20 protein-coding genes are annotated in these 21,131 nt (G+C 37.6%); 3 read left to right on the forward strand and 17 right to left on the reverse strand.

Annotated elements, in window-relative coordinates; translation table 11 throughout:
- Positions 1–102: 102 nt before the first annotated feature.
- The gene (locus tag MN204_RS00390; RefSeq protein ID WP_249869091.1) at positions 103–1,614 is read right to left on the reverse strand and encodes a bifunctional metallophosphatase/5'-nucleotidase; all 1,512 of its coding nucleotides are present in this window, start codon (positions 1,612–1,614) and stop codon (positions 103–105) included.
- Positions 1,615–1,939: 325 nt separating this feature from the next.
- Here MN204_RS00390 and MN204_RS00395 point away from each other — a divergent pair, with 325 nt between their 5' ends.
- Positions 1,940–2,668, forward strand: coding sequence for a DUF6904 family protein (locus tag MN204_RS00395; protein WP_249869092.1), 729 nt, complete (start codon positions 1,940–1,942; stop codon positions 2,666–2,668).
- Between the two features lie 496 nt (positions 2,669–3,164).
- On the opposite strand, the gene MN204_RS00400 is transcribed toward MN204_RS00395, so the two are convergent.
- The 6 genes from MN204_RS00400 to MN204_RS00425 all read right to left on the reverse strand — a co-directional run bounded on the left by MN204_RS00400 (position 3,165) and on the right by MN204_RS00425 (position 9,085).
- A complete protein-coding gene (locus tag MN204_RS00400; protein WP_249869093.1) occupies positions 3,165–4,121 on the reverse strand; it encodes a carbohydrate kinase family protein in 957 nt (318 codons plus the stop codon).
- A gap of 23 nt (positions 4,122–4,144) precedes the next feature.
- Positions 4,145–4,639: a PTS sugar transporter subunit IIA gene (locus MN204_RS00405; RefSeq protein WP_249869094.1), complete on the reverse strand. Its 495-nt coding sequence runs from the start codon at positions 4,637–4,639 to the stop codon at positions 4,145–4,147.
- A gap of 24 nt (positions 4,640–4,663) precedes the next feature.
- The gene (locus MN204_RS00410) at positions 4,664–6,127 is read right to left on the reverse strand and encodes a glycoside hydrolase family 32 protein (protein WP_249869095.1); all 1,464 of its coding nucleotides are present in this window, start codon (positions 6,125–6,127) and stop codon (positions 4,664–4,666) included.
- A 13-nt stretch (positions 6,128–6,140) separates the two neighbouring features.
- Positions 6,141–7,541: a sucrose-specific PTS transporter subunit IIBC gene (locus MN204_RS00415; protein ID WP_249869096.1), complete on the reverse strand. Its 1,401-nt coding sequence runs from the start codon at positions 7,539–7,541 to the stop codon at positions 6,141–6,143.
- Between the two features lie 136 nt (positions 7,542–7,677).
- Complete coding sequence (locus MN204_RS00420; RefSeq protein WP_249869097.1) at positions 7,678–8,664, reverse strand: LacI family DNA-binding transcriptional regulator; 987 nt, start codon at positions 8,662–8,664, stop codon at positions 7,678–7,680.
- 160 nt (positions 8,665–8,824) lie between these two features.
- Positions 8,825–9,085: a hypothetical protein gene (locus MN204_RS00425; RefSeq protein ID WP_249869098.1), complete on the reverse strand. Its 261-nt coding sequence runs from the start codon at positions 9,083–9,085 to the stop codon at positions 8,825–8,827.
- Positions 9,086–9,598: 513 nt separating this feature from the next.
- Between MN204_RS00425 and MN204_RS00430 the strand changes: the two genes are divergently transcribed.
- On the forward strand, positions 9,599–9,769 hold the full coding sequence (locus MN204_RS00430) for a hypothetical protein (protein WP_249869099.1): 171 nt from the start codon (positions 9,599–9,601) through the stop codon (positions 9,767–9,769).
- Positions 9,770–10,030: 261 nt separating this feature from the next.
- The gene (locus MN204_RS00435; RefSeq protein WP_249869100.1) at positions 10,031–10,318 is read left to right on the forward strand and encodes a TIGR04104 family putative zinc finger protein; all 288 of its coding nucleotides are present in this window, start codon (positions 10,031–10,033) and stop codon (positions 10,316–10,318) included.
- Positions 10,319–10,583: 265 nt separating this feature from the next.
- On the opposite strand, the gene hxlA is transcribed toward MN204_RS00435, so the two are convergent.
- The 10 genes from hxlA to MN204_RS00485 form a co-directional block, all read right to left on the reverse strand.
- A complete protein-coding gene (gene hxlA, locus MN204_RS00440) occupies positions 10,584–11,201 on the reverse strand; it encodes a 3-hexulose-6-phosphate synthase (protein WP_249869101.1) in 618 nt (205 codons plus the stop codon).
- 16 nt (positions 11,202–11,217) lie between these two features.
- Complete coding sequence (locus MN204_RS00445) at positions 11,218–12,168, reverse strand: sugar kinase (protein WP_249869102.1); 951 nt, start codon at positions 12,166–12,168, stop codon at positions 11,218–11,220.
- Between the two features lie 49 nt (positions 12,169–12,217).
- Complete coding sequence (gene rpiA / locus MN204_RS00450; RefSeq protein WP_306798540.1) at positions 12,218–12,895, reverse strand: ribose-5-phosphate isomerase RpiA; 678 nt, start codon at positions 12,893–12,895, stop codon at positions 12,218–12,220.
- A gap of 23 nt (positions 12,896–12,918) precedes the next feature.
- On the reverse strand, positions 12,919–14,205 hold the full coding sequence (locus tag MN204_RS00455) for a TRAP transporter large permease (RefSeq protein ID WP_249869608.1): 1,287 nt from the start codon (positions 14,203–14,205) through the stop codon (positions 12,919–12,921).
- Positions 14,205–14,690: a TRAP transporter small permease gene (locus MN204_RS00460; RefSeq protein WP_249869103.1), complete on the reverse strand. Its 486-nt coding sequence runs from the start codon at positions 14,688–14,690 to the stop codon at positions 14,205–14,207. The genes MN204_RS00455 and MN204_RS00460 overlap by 1 nt, the downstream gene beginning before the upstream one ends.
- 142 nt (positions 14,691–14,832) lie before the next feature.
- The gene (locus MN204_RS00465; RefSeq protein WP_249869104.1) at positions 14,833–15,843 is read right to left on the reverse strand and encodes a TRAP transporter substrate-binding protein; all 1,011 of its coding nucleotides are present in this window, start codon (positions 15,841–15,843) and stop codon (positions 14,833–14,835) included.
- A gap of 28 nt (positions 15,844–15,871) precedes the next feature.
- Complete coding sequence (locus MN204_RS00470; RefSeq protein WP_249869105.1) at positions 15,872–16,507, reverse strand: bifunctional 4-hydroxy-2-oxoglutarate aldolase/2-dehydro-3-deoxy-phosphogluconate aldolase; 636 nt, start codon at positions 16,505–16,507, stop codon at positions 15,872–15,874.
- A 14-nt stretch (positions 16,508–16,521) separates the two neighbouring features.
- Entirely contained in the window at positions 16,522–17,076 is a 555-nt protein-coding gene (gene hxlB, locus MN204_RS00475; protein ID WP_249869106.1) for a 6-phospho-3-hexuloisomerase, read from the reverse strand.
- Positions 17,077–17,129: 53 nt separating this feature from the next.
- Entirely contained in the window at positions 17,130–18,134 is a 1,005-nt protein-coding gene (locus tag MN204_RS00480) for a LacI family DNA-binding transcriptional regulator (RefSeq protein ID WP_249869107.1), read from the reverse strand.
- 967 nt (positions 18,135–19,101) lie between these two features.
- Complete coding sequence (locus MN204_RS00485) at positions 19,102–20,547, reverse strand: carbon starvation CstA family protein (RefSeq protein ID WP_249869108.1); 1,446 nt, start codon at positions 20,545–20,547, stop codon at positions 19,102–19,104.
- Positions 20,548–21,131: the final 584 nt, after the last annotated feature.

Below are 21,131 nucleotides of genomic sequence, written 5' to 3' on the forward strand. Positions count from 1 at the left end.
TGATGAGGGTCAGGCAGCTGCATCCCGGTTCATAACTAGATCTATTAAGGCTTTAATCTAGTTATGAGCTGGAAATAAATTAATTCTAATATATGATTCAACCTACTGAATCACCACTATCCTCTCTTCCAAACTTGCGTTAATCGTACCCAGCTTGCTTGCATATTGGATCAGAACTTCCGCATCTGTTTGCGCATTGGTTTCGTCTACAATAATCTCGCTTTCTGCAAACATTGTATAGCCATCCCCACCACCCGCAATATAATTTGGCATGGCAACGAGATAGTCTTTTTCTAAATCAATCGGTTCATTGTCAATTGTAATGGACTGCACTCTTTCTCCAACGGGAAGATTTGGATTATAGGAATAATGGATTCCAGATACTTGTAAAAATCCTCCTCCTAAACTTTCTACACGTGAGACACTATTCTCAAACGCGGCTTGAAGTGTTTCTCCTTTTACATTAGCAAGAATTACTTTGTTGCCAAAAGGTAAAATAGCGTATGCATCTCGTAAAGTGAATTCTCCAGCAGGGATACTTGTGCGAATTCCGCCGCCATTCATTAGCCCAATATCCGCATTAAAATGATTGCGATAACTATCGGCCACAAAGTTTCCAATATTCGTTTCCTCGTATCTTGATTCATGATTAGCTCCATAAACTAAAGGTGTTTCTAAGTGCGCAATCGTTTGGCCTAAATCTTCTTCCAATTTGTTTTGGTAATAGTCAGCTAATGCTTTTAATTCTGGGTCTTCTGGAACGGTGTGATCGACTTGAATAACAGTAGGGACGAGGTTAATGTCCTTCGCATGCTTCGTAATATCTAAGCGAATCACCGAACCGATATTTCCTTCTGGTGCTAGTATATAATCGTCACCATGCTCGACAATAAAGGACCTATCTTCTGCTTTTTCTTCTGTAAACACAGCGTCAATTTCTGGTACAGCATCTAGCAATTGCTTGTCCTTCTCAAGCGATTCCTGTGTTAATGCAATAATCACGTCAACATTTTGTGTATTTTTGATTTGCGCTACAGCTTTTTTTGCTGAAGGAATAATATCCTGCTGAATAACCTTCCCGTCATTTGTTGTCGTATACATGTCATCTGTTAAGCCGATTATTCCAATTTTGATACCACGTTGATTGATAATTTGATAGGTTGGCAGATTAGCAAATGCATTGCCTTCTGGATCTGTTAAATTCGAAGTAATCCATTGAAATTCCGATGCTTGAACTAACTCCTCAGTCACCTCAGAACCGAAGTCAAAATCATGCTGTCCAAAATTTGCAATATCAATTCCTATTTGATTAAAAGCTTCTACAATTGGAAACCCTTTGTATACACCACCAAAGAGTGTTCCACCACCTAAATCGCCACCAAAAGCAACGACGGTATGTTTATTATCTTCCTTCACACGGTCAATTACCGTTTTCAGTCTAGCAACACCACCACGGTCGCCATACTCATTTACAACCGGGCTAATTTCGTGGGCATCATTAAAATATAGAATAGTTGCTTTTCTTGGTGCCTTCGCATCTGTCATACTTGATTGTATAAGAAAAGCACACAAGAATAGCGCTACGCATGATAAAACAATCACAAGTTTCTTCATCTCTCATCCTCCAATTTTTAATCTCATAACTAGTATAGCTTTTTAATATATAGAGATTATGGAAGAGAGACAAACTTTGTGTAAAGAAAAGCAATACTAATTTACTGTATCTTTTGACTTACTTAAACGTAATCCTTTTTTATTATTTCTTTTTTAGATTTATCGTTGTAATATGTATTAGTAAAATGTACTCAAAAACATTATAATTGCATACCTTCTCGAATTACTAAATCTCTACCTTAAGAAGTCTGATTATTAACCCTTCCATAGCAATCTAATGTTGTCATTTACTTTCTAAAAAAAATTTACGATTGGAGTTATTCAAATGATCCAAATAACGCCAACTCCACATTATGCTGGTGTAACGATTACAGGAGATTTTTATAATTTTGATCAACTATATGAAGCGCTACACAAAATTGTTGGCGACGAAGAAAAACATCCTGATTATTATAATGCTAGATTACGTGTATTAGGACTTTTTTATGACCTTAGGCATGCAAATAGGGCGCATAGAGAATACGCATTTAAGAACCATGGGCTTGATGAGGAAACATTGCAATGGATGGGAATTGTTAGTACAAACAAAAATGTATATTTATCTTTCAATACCTATTATCCAGAAATTCTATTTATCATTATGGCATTAAATGATTTTGTTGATATGTATAACCAGACAGACGCGATGCACTCTAAATGGGATTTAACTGTACAAACGGTTCGAAAATTCCAGGCAACTGTAATCGATTCCTTGCGTGACACCCTTCCACGACAAAAATTTAATTCGATGCTCAGGAACATGAGTAGGTATTCCGTTGATTTTAGCAATTATTTCACCCGATATTTGGATCAACTAAATATTCGCTTTCTAGGCTGGGATCAAGAAAAACGGTTTAAAAATATATCCATCATGGCAAAGCGAATTGCTGAGCGAGGGAAGGAATACCAACAAGTACACGAACAACTTATGCAGGCAGCGATTAAACACAACTGTGATCCGAATGAGTTAGTACTTAATGAGGATTATCCAGATTACATGGAGATAGATTGGTAAAGAGATTGGGGCTCATCATCCAACATTACTGTCTACAACCTTTAGCGTCAACAAAATTCGGAAATTGTTTTGTACCTATACACAAATTATTTAAAAAGCTGTTAAGTTATTCATATCTCATAAACTTAACAGCTTCTCGATAATATAATTCATAGCTGTCCATACCCTTGTTACTTACAAAAATTCCTACTGAGCAAAAATATCTTAATCTTATAAAGAGGAGGGTTCCGCCCCATTAATCTCCATCGTGTTTAAAAATTTGGAAGAAAATATAGCCATTACAAGCCAAAGAAGAGAAGTAATCCTTATTTTTCCGATAGTTTAAAATTGCACTAATTAACTTATTTGGACTATGGTTCCATCGCTACAAGGCCAATGCGGGTAATGACCAGCAGTAAATTTGAACATAGGTAAGCACTTCTCGATTCTTGTGAAATAACCCAGAATTTGTCCTTGTTTTACACAACAATTTCAATTACTCTTTTTTCAGAAAAAATCACCCAATAAGCGCTTTAACTTCATTTAAGTCAGGTAACGCACTAATAGCCCCTTGATTCGTAGTAACTAAAGCTGCGGCTGCATTTGCAAAGCTGCCCATTTCAACTAGTTCCTCCACGGTAAGGTCAGACGCATTTTTTTCCATTGTTGAAAAGCGATACAAGAAAGCTCCAATAAAGGAATCCCCTGCTCCAGTTGTATCAATAGCTTTCACTTTAAACCCTTCCACCGATACTTCATCATCTTTCGTATAAAAGCTTACGCCATTCTTCCCGCGGGTAATGATCAGCAATGAAACAGATCCAGCTAAAAGCGAGCGAATCGCTTTCGCTTCTTCTTTCTCTCCGGTGATAAAAGCTAGTTCATCCTCACTTACTTTTAGAATGTCTGCATAGGGAATAAACTGCTGAATCGTCTTTTGATAGGCATCCAGGTCGTCCCATAAGTTTTTACGGACATTTGGATCAAAACAAACCGTTCCCCCGGCTTGTTTTATATTACGGATGACTTCCTCATGAGCATACTTTACATCTGCTTCTATTAAATCAACGGAGCAAAAATGCAAGATATCATCCGAAGAGAACGGCACTTCCTGCACATCCGCTTTATTTAAGAGCATATCTGCACTTGGTTTCCGGTAAAAGACAAATTCTCTTTCTCCATCTTCTTTCAGTGCAACAAATGCAAGTGCCGTATTAGCTTTATTTGTGTGAAGCATATGGGTCACATTTACACCATTTTTAGATAAGATATCCTTTAAATAGTATCCAAAATGGTCCTCTCCGACTTGGCCAATGAAACTACTACGCCCACCTAGCTTCGCAACCGCTGCAGCAACATTAGCAGGAGCTCCTCCTGGCATCTTTTTAAAACTTACGACATCTTCAATTGGAACTCCTATTTCATGTGGAATAAAATCAATTAACGCTTCCCCAATCGTATAGACCATCTTCATGATTTTTCAACACCCATTCTTCGTTATTTCGATACATGTAAAATTACATCTTGTCCAGCAATCACTTGCTGTATTGTTTTAACATCAATCTTACGCATATCACCTGTATTTGTAATGATAATCGGCGTTACAGTACTTTTTGCTTTCTCACGTACAATATCCATTTCAAAGTGAATCAGCTTATCTCCTTTCTTCACTTGATCACCTTCTCCAACATAGGCTGTAAAACCTTCTCCATCAAGGCTTACCGTCTCAAGACCAATATGAATTAAAATTTCTGCTCCATTTTCAGCGTGAATTCCAATCGCATGCTTTGTTGGAATCAGTTGTACAATTTTCCCGTTCACAGGCGAAACGATTTCTCCGCTAGTTGGTTTTATGGCAATCCCATCGCCCATCATTTTTTCCGAAAATACGGGATCTGGAACCTCCTCTAATGCTACAACTTCACCGCTAACTGGTGCAACTAGAGTAATATCGGTTACTTCTTCGTTCTTCTTGAATAATTTCCCAAACATAATCAAACCTCCACCCTATCGCATTTAATATTCTATAACTTTCTTTAGATGCCACTTCTTCACATTTATCCTAACCTGTCCACCTTTAGCAAAGAAACAGATTTTATCAGCATTGGGGTCCTCAAACACTCTGGAAGTAAACACTTCCTCCCCATGATTGATGAAAATTTCAACAGAAGAGGTATCTTTAAACATCCGGACATGTTGGAGGCTTTCCAATACACAGTGTCTAGTCTCCATGCCATTCCCAGAAAAATCCCCTCTTTCACACGTAAAAACCTGTGTTTTAGCATCATAATGAAAGCTACTTTTTTCACCAAACGCAACCGAAAAATTTGTCGCATAAAATGCATCGATAGCTATTTCTAACTCAAACACCCGCCCATTTACACGTGGAAGTGTCAAAGCTTCTTCCAATACAACTACATCAGCATGCTCCACTTCGTTCTCTCGTAATAATTGAAGTTCCTCTACTGGATGTTGCAGCAGCTTTCCGTCCTTCGACTCCAGTTCTCTTGGCAATGTTAATGCATGAATCCATTCCTTTTTTACTGTCGGCTGAATGGCGTCCGTCTCTTCGGCATTACCCATCCAGCCAACTAGAATTCGCCTTCCTGAAGCATCCGTTGTCGTTTGCGGAGCATAGAAGTCAAAGCCTCGGTCCAATTCTACAAACGCGCCATGATTAAATGAAACTCTTTCATAATCAACGTCTCCAGCGAAATAACCTGATTGGAAAATATTGTTGAACTCAAAACCTTTTGGCGCTAAACCTTGTGGACTTACAATCAAAATATCCTTCCCACCTAGATCAAATAAATCTGGGCATTCCCACATATATCCGAAGTCTGACAGGCCATTAAGGCCACTTCCTGCTATGGCACCTTTGAATCTCCAGTTTTCAAGATCAGAAGACGTATAAATCACCGCCTCCCCTTTCTCTTCCTCTGTCTGAGCACCTATTACCATGTACCACTTACCATCTTTCTCAAATACCTTTGGATCACGGAAATGCGGCGTATAGCCCGGTGGCACATCAATAACTGGTCCTTTCTTATCGAAATGAATGCCATCTGCTGAGACGGCGAGACATTGATAGGATTCCCGGTTTCCTTGCTCATTTTTTACATTCCCTGTATAAAAAACATATAACTTCTCTTGAAAAACCACTGCACTCCCGGAATAGCAACCGTTCTTGTCATACCATTGATCTGGGGCTAATGCCATCTCTGCGTCCTGCCAATGAACCAGATCATTGGAAACAACATGTCCCCAGAATTTAGCACCATGTTCGGTTCGAAACGGATTCCACTGATAAAACATGTGGTACTGACCCTTGTAGAAAACGAAGCCGTTCGGATCATTTAATAATCCAACTGGTGGCATGATATGGTAATACAACCGGTAAGGATCACTGGCAACGATCTCTTTTAAATCATTTATTCTTTTATATGCACGCTGTTTTAATTCATTCGATGACTGTCTCATAAAATATCTCCTATTATGCATGTTCCTTTTGTGTATCTTTATCTGAGTAACCAAACATCCATGTTAAAACGAAAGCAACCGCAATCGCTACAAGATTAACTAAAATATAAAGCAGAAGCTGTTCATCCAAGTATAAAAGTGTACCTGGTATTACAGTAATTGCCATACCGGATCCTGCAAGGTTAAGAATCGATGCAAGGAAACCACCTGCAGCTCCACCGATTAATCCCATTAAAAATGGTTTCCCATAGCGCAAGTTGACACCGAAAATTGCTGGTTCGGTTATCCCTAAAAATGCTGATAGGGAAGAAGGCATTGCTAACGCTTTTAGCTTCTTATGCTTTGTTTTTAAACCAACCGCTAATGCTGCTCCACCTTGTGCGGCAACAGCCGAAGTAATGATTGCGTTGTATGGGTTATTTCCTAAGTTTTCAAGTAACTGGATTTCAAGTAAGTTAAAGATATGATGAACACCAGTAATAACAATGATTTGATTAAAGAAGCCAAGCAAAATTCCAGCTAAACCGAACGGCAATCCTAATACAAACAAAGCAACTTCTAGAATATAACCTTCAACAATATGGAAGATTGGCCCGATGATGAATAAGGACGCAATACTCATTAATAATAAGGTAAGAAATGGTGTCACAATTAGATCAAGCGTTTCTGGAACACGCTTCCGTATCGCTCTTTCTAATCTGGCACCAATAATACCTGCGATAAATGCAGGAAGTACCGCACCTTGATAGCCGACAACTGGAATGAACCCAAAGAACATCAGGGGTTCAGCACCAGTCGCAACACCCCACGCATTCGGTAAAGCAGGACTAACAAGCATCAGCCCAAGTACAATTCCAATAATCGGTGTCCCACCAAATACACGGAAAGTTGACCAAGCAATTAATGCTGGTAGAAAAATAAATGCTGTATCCGTTAAAATTTCCGTATAGAGTAGGAAATTACTAGAAATATCATCCGTAGTTAATCCAAAAATAGCCAAAACTTCTTCTTGCATAATAAGTCCGCGTAGACCCATGAATAACCCTGTCGCAACAAGTACTGGAATGATTGGGACAAATACATCTCCAAACGTACGAATCGCTCGCTGGAGCTTGTTACCTTTATTTCCAGCTTCCTTTGATTGTTCAGATTTCGTAGACGTCTTTAACTCAAATTTTGCTACTTCTTCATAAATCCGGTTCACGGTACCTGTTCCAAAAATAACTTGATATTGCCCAGAATTGAAAAAAGCACCCTTTACTTTGTCAATTTCCTCGACTTGTTCTTTATTGACTTTTTCTTCATCTCGAATAATGAATCGCATTCTTGTAGCACAATGGGTAACGGATTCAATATTTTCTAGACCACCCACAGCATCAATCAGCTCTCCTGCTATTTTTTTATTTTCAGACACGAGCTTCACTCTCCTTTATAAATTTGTGGAATCGATTCCACATTGGTTAAAAATAAAATACCTGCAACTGCATTTCATATTAAACAGCGTGGAATCGATTCCATACTATTTAATATGAAATCGCTTTCCACTCTTATTATATACTTTCCCGAATAATTAGTCTATAGCCCATTATTATTTTTTTCTGAAACGGGCTCGATTCAATGCTAGCCAAAATTTGCTTCGCGCCTTCCTCCCCAGCTTTCTCATTTTGATAATCCACTGTCGTTAATGGCGGATTCATGTACTGCGATATTTCTGAAGCCCCAATGCCAGCTATTGCCATGTCCTGTGGAATCTTGATCCCCTGCTTTTTTAAATAACTCATCGCCCCAATTGCTAATCGATCTGTCACAGCAACTGTTGCAGTCGGCTTTTTCACTGCACGGCTTAGAATCTTTTCCATCGCTTCGCGTCCTGAATCAATATCAAAAATTCCCTTTTCAACCCAAGCCTTTTCTACAGACAGTCCATTTGCAGCCATTTCATCTAAAAATCCCTTTTTCCGAAAATGCCCTACTGCCCGATCGGACTCATCAACTCCGATAAAAGCAATTTTTTCATGGCCTTTTTGAATAAAAAACCTCGTCAAATCCCTTTGAGCATGGTAATCATCATAGGTAACACACATCACTTCCTCTGCTTCCTGTCCGATTACGGTCAAAGGAATATTCAATTCTTTTATTTTTTTCATCAGCTTCGCATCGGTATTCGTAGCGATCAAGATAATTCCATCTACTTGACGTACCTTCAACAAATCCAAATATTCGATTTCCTTTTCTTTATCATGGTCCGTATTGGCCAAAAGAATCTGATAGCCGTGCTTCGACAGCTCTCGTCCTAAACCAGTCACAATTCTACTCGGTGTTTCCGTTTGAATCGTCGGCAAGATAACCCCGATCACCTTGGTCTTCTTGGTTCTTAGTGACTTCGCTTGTTCACTCGGGACATAGCCAGTCTCTTTAACTACCTTCTCTACGCGCTTTCTAGCATCCTCACTGACATATCCAGAATCATTTAACACTCTGGAAACCGTTGACCTAGAAACATTCGCCAACTCTGCAATATCTTTAATTGTTATCACATCATATCCTCCTAGGGCTATACCACATTAATTCCATTGCTAAATTGGAAGAAGTTCCAATTTCATCCCAGCTGTTAACACGTTAGTAAATAATTGCCTGATTGGTTCGAATCCTAAGTTATGATAAACAAATATATTATTATCGAATACTGCTAATTTTTTATTTGTCACAATTCCTTCTCCATTCTTCCTCTCTGTTAGAAATCTTTATTAATTCCTTAACATTTTCGCCAGTCATTTTGGAAGCGCCAAATACTTCTTCATAAGCTCTAATGTCTTCATCCATTCTTTTTTGATCAGGAGTCATCTCTTCATCCTCCCTTCTTTTTTCTCCAATTATAACTACTTCAGTAAAACGGTTTAATATGCTCTGTACTTTTTTATCTTCGTTAGTTCTAACTCTGAATTCTTTCATAGGCATAATCAATACCTCACTTTTAATTCTTTTTTCATTATTATAACATTATTCCATAATCAAGACTTGGATACTCTTTTATTTAAGTATATGGATAGGAACTGGTAACCACTAGTACAAATCCCGTTGTTGGGACAGAAAGACAGGCACACTGGCCAAAAAACATCTACAACAATTGGCCTGGCGGGCTTTCCCGATGCATCCTATTAGGTTGAAAGAAACTTTCCCCACCCTCCTCCGTCAATCAGCCCGCTGAATAACTCTTTAGACCCTAAATAACGGAGAGCGTAAACATTAATAAAGTCACTTGGTTTACCAGATTCTTTAATATGCGGTTTACTAAAGGGGAAGATAAACATAAGAAAGCGATCTAATTTAAATTATATTTTTATGTCATTTTTCGTTTTTCAATTGACATTGTTTTCTCAAAGCCAGCAAGCAAAAAATATAGTAAATGAGTTTTATAGCTTTGAACAGGAGGCTGCTTTTACGGAGTACTGGGAGTTATTCCATCCCTACATGAAAGAGAAATGGAGTAAAACAGCTTACATAACAGATCGAGCACATGTTTTTATGGGACATTTCGGCGTGGAAACCTTTGACTTTGCCATTGAGGATGTTGGAAAGGTAGACAATTGGAAAATGGCGGAGGATTCACCAGCCTTAAAAGAAGTTTATATATATATTTAATGTGGTCCAAACATATCAAGGAAAATATGGGAAATTTCATTTTTCACTGGCGGTGTATGTTGTAGACACAAAAGATTCGTGGAAAATTCTGTGGGAATATAATGGAGGATAGGGTAATGGCAGCTTTGATTTTTCGCTTTAGAGCTTTAAAACGGCGGGGTTCAGGGAAGATCATGGTACCGTCACAAAAAAAGGAAAATTAATCTTTCTGTTGAATTATTAAAAGAGGGTTAGATAATATATCGGGAGGTGACCATTTAAATGCCGACCTGTCAAAGCTGCGGGGAAAAATGGACGTGGGGGCAAACAATCAAAAACATATTCAGATTAAAATGCCCGTATTGCGGAAAAAGACAATATGAGTCAGCATCATCCAGAAAAAATTCTGGCTTATTTGCGCTCATTCCACTACTGATATTGCCGCTTAACGTCTGGTTGGATTTTTCGATAGGCACTGCCTCGATCCTTATTGTCATTATAGCTGCGATAATAATTGTATTCATACCATTTATTTTAGAAATATCGAATGAAGAAGAACCTTACGTATAATTATGTTGTTCCAATTCTCTCTCTTATCTATCTAAAGTTAACCGGTGCAGTTTAGAATAAGACTATACTACGAATTAGAACTCCCAGATAATTGGAAGTTTTAATTTTTTCACCTTATATCAACATTTAATTTTAACAAAGCCTTAAAAAAACTGTTAAGTTATTTATTTCTTAGTAACTTAACAGTTTCGTGATACTATAATTAATAGTTGCCCATACCCTTTTCACGCGATGCCTGTCTGCATGTCCTTTGTTCTATTGATTTTCAGCTAAGCATATTCTTCATCTTAGTAGCTGCTTCCTTAGGGTTCTCCGCTTTTGTAATTGCGCTTCCGACTATTATTGTATCCGGTTTTTCCTGAACAATATCTATAAATGTATCCAAGTTGATACCACCCGCTACGCTAACTTCAAAATCAAATCCTTTTACTAAATTAAACAAATCTGTATTAAAATTACCTTCTTGTTGCTTATCTATTCCAACATGCAAACTAACAAGATTGACGCTAATGTTCTGCAATTCAGCCAGCCTGTCCCTGGAAATCACTTCTAGCAAGTCCACCATGACTTGTTTTCCATATTCTGCAGCAACCTTCAATGTCTCTTTAATTGTTAAGTCAGAAGAGAAAGCCATAACGGTTACAATGTCAGCACCAGCTTCAAAAGCTTGCTTCGCTTCATGCCCACCAGCATCACATGTCTTCATGTCTGCAACAATTATCTTGTCAGGATATAGGTCACGCATTTGGCGAACAATTGCCATGCCGTATTCCTTAATAACACCTGTTCCAACTTCAATTAAATCAATAAGCTTTTCGGTCTCACTTACAATCTGTAAACACTCATCTCTAGTTAAGCGATCCAGCGCTAACTGTAATTTCATTAAAATACACCCTTTTTTATCGTTCGATTCTTTCTACTTCCCCTAAACGACACTGTACATCCTCATAATACGGGAGACCTTCATTATCTCCAACAACACTAACTACCATGGAGCCAATTGTATTGGAAAATTTCAGTATTCTTTCCAGTGGCCAATTTTGTAACACACCGTAAATAAACCCTGAATTAAACCCGTCACCAGCACCTACCGTGTCAACTACTTTTGTTGCTTTAACAGGTGCCGCCTCCAAGTATTCACCATTATGATAACCTACTGACCCATCGCCACCTTGTTTGATAGCAACATAGGATATACTTAAATCTTTTACTTTTTCAATTATCGCTTTTGGATCTTTCTCTCCAATAATAATCTCCATTTCCTCATCACCAGCAAGTAAAATATCAACATAAGGAAGAGTTCTTGACAACACTTCTTTTGCTTTTTCCTTACTCCACATACGCAAGCGGATGTTCGGATCAAAAGAAATTATTAACCCGTTTTTTTTAGCCAAAGCAATGGCACGGTCAAAAATCTCTATGTTTTTTGAATCAATAGCAGGAAAAATTCCTGTTAGATGTAACACCTTGGCCCCTTTAAAGTAATCCTCTTTCAAGTCATCCGCTGTCATGGATAAAACTGGAGATTTATCACGATAATAAAATGTTCTGCCATTGCCGTCTTCCATAATTTCTTTAAAGTTTAATGAAGTCGGATAACCATCAACAAACTCAACCTGAGAGACGTCAATCCCTTCTCCTCGTGCAAACGTCTGAATATATTTTCCAAATTCATCATTTCCCAATCTGCTAATAAAACCAGCTTTCAAACCAAGGCGCGAACAACCTATCGCCAAATTCAACTCTGCGCCTCCCACTTTTTTCTCAAACCCATTAACAAATTTCATTGGACCTGTTGATGAGGGACTAAATGCTATCATTGCTTCTCCGATTGTAATTACATCATTCACTTTCATTCCTCCTAGCAATACATCGTGGTGTCAATTTAATTTGCCTAGATTACGGTAGCATATCAATTTTACCATTACGCCCGATGATCAATTTATCAGTCATATCTACAAATAAACCTGTTTCTACGACTCCCACTAATAATTTTAAATCCTGGTGTAACTTTTTTGGTTGTGTGATTTGATCAAATGTACAATCCAAAATATAATTTCCATTATCTGATACAAATACATCGTTATCTTTTTTTCGCAGATTTGGAACGCATCCAAAATCAGCAATACGCTTCGCTGTTACTTCCCAACCAAAGGGTAGAATCTCTATTGGCAAGGGGAAATCGCCTAATTGCTTGACTACTTTTGAATCATCAACAATGACAATCAACTGCCCAGCGATTGCGTCAACAATCTTTTCCCTTACTAAGGATCCTCCTCCACCTTTAAGAAGATTCAATCCAGGATCCACTTCATCTGCGCCATCAATGGCTAGATCTATTTGGGTTACTTCTGAAAAATCTACTAAGGGAATACCAAGACCCTTCGCCAATAGCTCAGTCTTAATGGACGTTGGCACACCCTTAATATCCAATCCTTCTTTAACAGATTCCCCCAACTTCTGAAGCATCCAATTAATGGTAGAGCCTGATCCTAATCCTATTGTCATACCATTTTCTATATACTTAACAGCTTCTTCACCAGCACTCTTTTTATTTAGTTCCATTTGGGTCAACATGGAAAACTCCTCCTTGCGTTAGACTAGAATAGTCCTGGATTTATCATTTTAGGAATATAAAATGCTACGTCAGGGAAAAAGGCGATAAATACCAATACAACTAGCACAATTGCAATATACGGTAATACAGCTTTAAATGACCTTTCGATGGACAACTCACCAATTTTAGCTGCTAACAATAAGCATAGTCCGTATGGTGGAGTTACTAGCCCAATTGCTAATGTCATAACTACGATTAATCCTAAATGTACGGGATCAATGCCAAACTGTAATGCAGTCGGCAGAATAACCGGCACAAACAAAATCATTGCAGGAATTGCATCCATAAAAGTACCAACGAAGATAAAGAATGCAATTAATATGAGAATAAATACCCAATCAGAACCAACGTTATTCGTAAAGAACTCCTGTGCCTGTGCTCCTAATTGATAGTAACTCATTAATTCCCCAAGTGCACTCGCTGCTGCTAATGCGAATAGAGATAGTGCGCTTAAAGATAAAGTATCAATCAAGATCTTTGGTAAATCCTTTATTTTAAGCGTTTTATATAAAAACATACTTATTAATAAAGTGTACAGAGATGCAACAGCTGCTGCTTCGGTTGCTGTAAAGAAACCGGTAATAATTCCGCCAATAATAATAACTGGCGTAAATAAAGCAGGAATAGTTTGTCCAAGTAATTTCAAGAATTTAACTAACTCAACACGTGCTGTCTTCGGATAATTTCGTTTTACAGCAATAATATAAATAAATATCATCATAGCTAATCCTACTAAAATACCTGGTACTATCCCACCAAGAAATAATGCTCCAACAGAGGCGTTTGTTAAACCAGCAAAGATAATCATTGGAATACTAGGAGGTATAACAACCCCAACCGTTGAAGAAGCTGCAGTAACACCGACAGCCGTTTCTTTGTCGTAGCCTTTTTTAATCATACTTGGAATCAGAATCTTACCAACCCCAGCTGTGTCTGCTTGTGAGGCACCTGAAACTCCAGCAAACATCATGGAAACAAGAATGTTGGCATGAGCCAGTCCACCACGTATTGGTCCAACAATAGCTAAAGCTAGATCAATTAATTTAACAGATATTTTACCGGAATTCATTAAATTAGCTGCTAAAATGAATAGAGGTACTGCTAATAATACAAATGAATCTAATCCATTAAGCATTTTCATTGGTACAGTCATTTCAGGAATGTAAGGAATGTTAAAAATACCTAATAAGGCTACGATTCCAATTACGAAAGCAATGGGTACACCTATAAACATTAATACGATGAATAGTCCCAGTAATATAAAGCCCATCACTCACTTACCTCCTTCGCTTTTAACGATTTAACATGATTCATTAAATGTGATACAGAATATATAATCATTGTCATTGCCATAACCGGGATCGAAATCCAAACGTAGCCCATTTTCATTTGTGGTAAAGCAGCCCAGTTGTAATTCCAAAACTGTTGTACAACCTGTAAACTATATAAGAAAATAGCAGCATTAAATAAAATCAAAACAATATCATTAAAGATATTCAGTGATAATTTTGAAACGTTCTTTAATTTCCGTTGAAGATAATCAAAAGTAAAATGGTCTCTGCGGTTAACCGCGACAGCCGCACCCATAAATACTGCCCAAATAAAGGAATAGTTAGCTACTTCCTCAGTCCAGATCACTGAAATACCTAAATGCCTGGTGATGATTTGGAACACAATTACGACAAAGAAAAGTGTTAAAAAGAGTACACCTGCTGTTAATTGAATCTTTTCTAAGATGCGAACAAATCGATTCATTTTTACCCTCCTAAATGATAGAACAAAAGTCGAGTGGCTTGTTCTAAAATTAAAAATTTACTTTTAACATCTTATACTTTTTTCCTAACTAGAAAGGACACATAAATAATGTGTCCTTTTCTTTAGTTTTTCCTTTATTTCGTTACTCCATATCTCTTATTTGTTGTAGTAAATCTTCAACACCCATATCTTTAGCAGCTTCTTCTTGTATAGGCTTAGCAAGATCAATAAATGGCTGTCTATCTATTTCATTAATTTCTGCTCCATCATTCAATGCAATTTGTTTATACTCTTCTTCTTGAGCATAAAGAGCTTCTCTCTCTGCTTTTACTGATTCCTCAGCAGCTTGTAAAATTATTTCCTTTTGTTCATCTGAATAATTTTCGAATTTCTGTCCATTAACCAACAGGAAGCGCGTTGTGTAATCATGTCCTGTTTCAGTCACGTACTTACCATTATTTGTCGCATGATGATTTTGTTGTACGAAATATGGGTATGCGTTTTCAGAAGAATCCACGACATTCTGCTGTAGTGCCTGGTATAATTCTCCCCATGCTACTGAAGTAGGGATTGCACCTGTTTGTTTCCAATAATTCGCTACTACACCCGATGTTTGTGTTCTCATAGTTAATCCTTTAATATCATCCATCGTTTCAAGTGGTTGCTTACCATAGTAATGCCTTACTCCGGCTGACCAATATCCAACCACTTTGAAATCATTATTAGACTTCTCACTAATTAAATCCGCTATTTCCTGCCCCACTTCTCCATCAACTACATTTTCCCAGTGCTCATAGCTATTGAATAGGTAAGGAAGTGCAAATAAATCAACTTCTTTAATACCAGTTTGTGTCATGAATCCTGGTGAGACAAGTACGACATCTGCTGCACCTGTTTGAAGCTTTTCAACAAGTTCTGATTCTTCTGTACCAATTGTTCCTGCATGTACTTCCACTTCAATTGAACCATCAGACTCAGCTTCAGCTACTTCTTTGAACTTTAATAATCCATCTTGGTATGGGTTATCTGGTGATGTTTGGTTATGTGCTGCTACTAGCTTAATAGAACTCCCAGCACCAGCATCTCCACTGTTATCTCCACAACCTGCAATTACTGTAATAACAACTAACAATAATAATGTAAACCTTTTCATTTTACAGTCTCCCTTCATCTCTTGGAAATTATTTTTTTTCGTTTAATCTTGCTACATAACGACCAGCCTCAGTTGTTAATTTATCGTAATCTTCCTGGGTGTTAAGCTTTGATGTGTTTACAAGATTACTACCAATTCCAACTACCTTACTTCCTTTACTAATAAACTCATTTATGTTATCCAATGTAACTCCACCTGTGGCCATTAATGGTATGTGTGGTAATGGACCATGAACGTTTTTTATATAATTCGGACCAAAAGCATCAGCCGGAAAAACTTTTACCATACCCGCTCCATTTTCATAGGCAGTTAAAATCTCTGTAGGGGTTAATGCTCCAGAAATAGTTAAGATTCCATACCTGTTAGCCAGTTTAATCGTTTCAGTATTTAAGCTTGGAGATACTATAAAATCAGCTCCTGCCATAATTACAGCTCTAGCTGTCTCAGGATCTAAAACTGTTCCAGCTCCTATTAGGACTCTCCCAGTAAACATCTCTACGGATTTTTCAATCAATGTAGTTATCCGCGGTGTCTCGGCAGTAATCTCAACAACCTTAACTCCTCCATCATACAAAGCCTGGATAATAGGAATAACATTATCTTCATCTGCTTTTCGAATAACAGCAACTATTTTATGTTTTTCAATAGTCTGAATGTGTGACATACTCTCATTTCCCCCTATTCTAAATTAGCATGCTTTCGATTTAAATTTGCATTATCATGGCTATCTCGTCGTTGCAAAAGGTAAACCATTATTGCATCCAACAGTAAATGAGCCGATTGATCAAATTGACTTCCCAGTGGTTGGATCGTATCAGGTTCTTGTGGCAATCTTTTCTTTGTTGCTGCGGGAATCTCTACTGATAAGTCACTCATTTCACCAATTGCTGAGTCTTTATTTGTTGTTACTAATGCTATTTTTGCCCCTACTCCTTTTGCTTTTATCGCAAAATTCTTTAACGTTTCCGTACTTCCAGAACCGGAGATAACGAGCAGCAAATCGTCGGCCACAATTCCAGGAGTTATCGTTTCTCCGACAACATATACCTGATAGTCACTATGCATTAAGCGCATCGCAAATACTTTACCAATCAGACCTGACCGTCCAGTTCCAGCCACAAAAATTCGTTTTGTTTCCTGAAGTTCGTCAGCTAACTTTATTGTTTCAGCTGAGTCTACTCGTTCTAGTACTTCTAAGACTTCGTTAGCTACAGTTGTAGTAATAAGTTTCAATCATGACACCTCTTTCCCTGTAATATGCAATATCACCGTCACAACCATTCCTATTAACAAGATTCTCTATCTAACAGTTTTGGCTCAAATCGATGTATTTCCATTTCAGCATTCTGGTCTTTGTTCCGTATTCGATTTAATAACAGCTCTGCAGCCTTCTTCCCCATTTCAAATGCAGGTTGGGCTATAGTTGTTAATGCTGGGCTGTAAAAGCTAGCGAATGAGACATCATCAATTCCTATTAGAGCTAAATCATCAGGTATGTTTATATGATGTTTTTTTGTATACTTTAATATTTCAAAAAGGACACGGTCATTCAAAGCTAAGATTGCATCTGGAGGACTGGGTAATTCCAGCATTTCTTTGATCACATTCTGAATGTCAGGAATCTCTGAGCTTGCAAAATACGAAGGATTAAATGAGAGATTATGCTCTCTTATTGCATTTTTAAAGCCAGCAATTCTTTCCATTCTCGGGGTTATGCCTTGATCTAATGACGGTGTGATCATCCCAATCTGACTGTAACCCTTTTTAACAAATGTTTCTACGGCTAATTCCGAAGCTTTTTTGTTATCTAATAAAACTGTACTTATTGCTATGTCTGGAATCATCCTGTCCATAAATACAATTGGATAATTGTCATCTATTAACCGTTCATATAACGCCACGTTACCACCTGTAGGAAATGTAATAATTCCATCTACCTGTTTGGCACGAAGCATATCGATATACCGCTTTTCTTTTACCGGATTATCATCGGCGTTACAAACAATAATGTGAAAGTCGGCTTCATTACAAAAATCTTCAATCGCCCGAATAACCTGTGTTGAAAACACGTGTAATATATTTGCAACAATCACACCAATTGTCGTTGTTGATTTTTGCTTTAAACTTCTTGCAATTATATTTGGGCTATACCCTAATTCTTCTATTGCAAGTTCAATTCTCTTTTTAGTCTTTTCACCCATATAATCATAGCGGTGATTTAAGAATTGAGATACCGTGCTTTTGGACACATCAGCATACTTGGCAACATCCGCTATCGTAACCGTTTTCATTTTTCATTCTCCTATAAATCATTTCATATAATTATTTATACTAAACCGATTTAGTAAACCGTTTTAGTAATTTTAGTATAAAATAAATGAAAGCGTTTTACAAGTGTTATTTTTTAATTTTTTAATAACTTTATTTAACCCATAGAAAGATTTAACGACGGCTGGCCCTAAAATCGCCTAGAAGAACTTTTTTCTCATATTTGGACTGAGTAAGACATTTATGAAGGTTCTAGAATCGATTGACGATTATTTTAAAAACAACTTGAAATAACTGATTGTAAAAGTAAAGTCCTACAGCTTATCAAAGTGTAATCTGTAGTGATTTGTAAATGCGTTGGAAATGAGTGGTAAAATACATGTCAAGGATGATTAGATCTAGAGGCAGAAACCAAAAATGAAAGTGTATTCGAAGCGGTATTTTCCAATTTTAATTTTTCTTTGCAGCCCGGCAACAGTTATCTGTTCCATAGCGGAGGGGGGCATCCACAAAAATTTTCATTAATGCATCTACAGAAAGCTTATCGTACTCATAGTTTAAGAGTGGAGATGAAAAGTCTCCTGTAGGTAATAGATTACACCTAGAAATGTCGAATAATTTTATGTATAATGGATATAGATAGAGGAGAAGTGCTACGAACACTTCTCCAGAAGCAACCTCTACCGTCAGGGTGGTCTCTTTTCTTGAGTACCACCCTTTTGCTTGTGACGGCGTAGGGTGGTTTTCTTGCTTTCTAGTACGTTTTTCAGAAAGAGAAAAGCACTTGCTTCAGGCACAACCCACGAATTATGTGATCTGATCCTGAAATCTAGAATCGTAATTTCAATAGATAAAATAAAAAGCTATCAATTCTATCTGCATGAATAATGCCTACAAAATTGATAGCTTTTCTTAATTCTAATTTCCATTCTAATTCCGAGGAGTGACAGCACTCTCCTCAAGGAAGCAAAAGAACCGTCCCCATGCTTCCTATGAAGCTTGGGTAACAGGTACTTCATTATTCTTGTCTTTTTTCTGTTTCATCAACTTACTTACAAACCATATTGCAACAACAACCCAAATGATGGAACCGAGTATCATGGAGATGCCGTAGTCCATATTAAATCCTTCTGGTGCGTAGAAGACGTAGCTAGAAACAACTGCTGTCATGAATAATGCTGGTATACTACAAATCCAGTGGAACTTGTAATTTTTCACTAAATACATTGCAGCTGTCCACAACATCACTGTGGCAACAACCTGGTTTGTCCACCCAACATAGCGCCACAAGAAGTTATAATCAATCATGGAAAGAAACAGCACTGGCAATGCTACAGGAATGATAAGTAAAGCAATTGTCCCTTTCTTTCTCAAATCCTTTTTCGTAATTTGTGATAATAGGTCTGCAAGCATCATTCTTGATGATCGAAGTGCCGTATCACCTGTCGTAATTGGAAGAACCACGATTCCCAAGATTGCTAGAATTCCACCGAATGCGCCAAGGGTAGAGATACTGATTTCACTTACAACCCCACCAGGGCCACCTACAGCTAGTGCTTCTTGAAGACCTAAAGTATTGCCAAAGAATGTCATACCCGCTGCGGCCCATATTAAGGTGATAACACCCTCTGCAACCATTGCACCGTAAAACACTTTCCTGCCTTCACTTTCCTTTTTCAATGTACGTGCAATGATTGGACTTTGTGTAGAATGAAATCCAGATATCGCACCACAGGAAATCGTAACCATCAACAACGGCCATATCGGCATTTCCCCAGGATGTAGATTACTTAATGTTAAATTAGGTATTGGTGTTTCGAAAAAGAACATCCCAATCCCAATGGATACAGCCATAAAAATAAGAACTGCACCGAAAAACGGATAAAGCTTACCGATAATTTTATCAACTGGAAGCATTGCAGAAACCAATAAATAAACAAAAACCAGAAGCAAGCATGCCGTAAAACTAAGTGGTGTTATGGAAGAAACCAATTGAGCAGGTGCCGCTGTAAATGCAGCCGCTACTAAAATCATCAACATAATTGAAATAATCGTAATTAAAAACTTCGCATATTTTCCTAAATATTTTCCTACCAGTGTTGGGAATTGTGCCCCACCATGCCTGAGTGACATCATGCCAGAGAAATAATCATGGACAGCCCCAGCAAAAATACAACCAACAACAATCCAAATAAATGCGACAGGTCCGTATAGCGCACCTAATATGGCACCAAAGATTGGTCCAGTTCCAGCAATGTTTAATAGCTGAATCAAACTCCCTTTCCACCATTTCATTGGCACAAAGTCTAAACCGTCTCGTTTTGAATAAGCAGGTGTCTCCTGTTTATCGTCAATACCAAAAATTCGTTCAACAACCTTACTATATATCACATAACCAACAATCAAAAATATGATAGATCCTATGAATGTTATCATTGCTGCAACCTCTTTTCCTATAAGCTAATACGCAATATATTACACAATACTTCCACAAAAAGCAATGTATTTAATGAAAATTTTCTTATAATTCTCAATCAAGCGTTTTCATTCGTTTAGCGCGTTCTATAAAACAATTGTTTATGAATATGGATGTTGATAATAATTGAGGTAACTTGATAAACATGAATATTGTTACGATATATTGCCTTATATGTCGTTTAATTTATTAATTCATCCCTAAAGAATCTCTTCCTGCGCATTGTCGCTTATTCATTCATATTCATAGTTGATAAAAACATCGCAAAGTACCACTACGGAAATACACTACGCTAGTATGTTGGATAGATTCGTTTATACGCTTCATTTTGTTGCAAATACGTTTTCGCTAATCCTGCTTTACTGGGGTTTGATGTATATCGGTAATATTAATAAACTCGCTTGGCTTACCATATCCTTTTATGAAGTTTTATTGAAAGTGAAGAGTTTTATAACTATGAACAGAGGCAGCTTTTACTAATTCCCGGGAGTTATTACGTGGAGTTAAACGCCATACATAACAGATCGAGCACATGTTTTTTGGG

Origin of the sequence: Oceanobacillus saliphilus (assembly GCF_023522835.1) — a bacterium.
In the GTDB taxonomy this organism is placed as follows: domain Bacteria; phylum Bacillota; class Bacilli; order Bacillales; family Amphibacillaceae; genus Oceanobacillus; species Oceanobacillus saliphilus.

What these genes read in the sequence shown, in the direction of transcription:
- MN204_RS00395 (WP_249869092.1), top strand. Translation starts at nt 1,940, where the DNA reads ATGATCCAAATAACGCCAACTCCACATTATGCTGGTGTAACGATTACA.
- MN204_RS00435 (WP_249869100.1), top strand. Translation starts at nt 10,031, where the DNA reads ATGCCGACCTGTCAAAGCTGCGGGGAAAAATGGACGTGGGGGCAAACA.
- MN204_RS00405 (WP_249869094.1), bottom strand. Translation starts at nt 4,639, where the DNA reads ATGTTTGGGAAATTATTCAAGAAGAACGAAGAAGTAACCGATATTACT.
- MN204_RS00470 (WP_249869105.1), bottom strand. Translation starts at nt 16,507, where the DNA reads ATGTCACACATTCAGACTATTGAAAAACATAAAATAGTTGCTGTTATT.
- hxlA (WP_249869101.1), bottom strand. Translation starts at nt 11,201, where the DNA reads ATGAAATTACAGTTAGCGCTGGATCGCTTAACTAGAGATGAGTGTTTA.
- MN204_RS00460 (WP_249869103.1), bottom strand. Translation starts at nt 14,690, where the DNA reads ATGAATCGATTTGTTCGCATCTTAGAAAAGATTCAATTAACAGCAGGT.
- MN204_RS00480 (WP_249869107.1), bottom strand. Translation starts at nt 18,134, where the DNA reads ATGAAAACGGTTACGATAGCGGATGTTGCCAAGTATGCTGATGTGTCC.
- MN204_RS00400 (WP_249869093.1), bottom strand. Translation starts at nt 4,121, where the DNA reads ATGAAGATGGTCTATACGATTGGGGAAGCGTTAATTGATTTTATTCCA.
- MN204_RS00425 (WP_249869098.1), bottom strand. Translation starts at nt 9,085, where the DNA reads ATGCCTATGAAAGAATTCAGAGTTAGAACTAACGAAGATAAAAAAGTA.
- MN204_RS00410 (WP_249869095.1), bottom strand. Translation starts at nt 6,127, where the DNA reads ATGAGACAGTCATCGAATGAATTAAAACAGCGTGCATATAAAAGAATA.
- MN204_RS00430 (WP_249869099.1), top strand. Translation starts at nt 9,599, where the DNA reads ATGAAAGAGAAATGGAGTAAAACAGCTTACATAACAGATCGAGCACAT.
- rpiA (WP_306798540.1), bottom strand. Translation starts at nt 12,895, where the DNA reads ATGTTGACCCAAATGGAACTAAATAAAAAGAGTGCTGGTGAAGAAGCT.
- MN204_RS00390 (WP_249869091.1), bottom strand. Translation starts at nt 1,614, where the DNA reads ATGAAGAAACTTGTGATTGTTTTATCATGCGTAGCGCTATTCTTGTGT.
- MN204_RS00465 (WP_249869104.1), bottom strand. Translation starts at nt 15,843, where the DNA reads ATGAAAAGGTTTACATTATTATTGTTAGTTGTTATTACAGTAATTGCA.
- MN204_RS00485 (WP_249869108.1), bottom strand. Translation starts at nt 20,547, where the DNA reads ATGATAACATTCATAGGATCTATCATATTTTTGATTGTTGGTTATGTG.
- MN204_RS00455 (WP_249869608.1), bottom strand. Translation starts at nt 14,205, where the DNA reads ATGGGCTTTATATTACTGGGACTATTCATCGTATTAATGTTTATAGGT.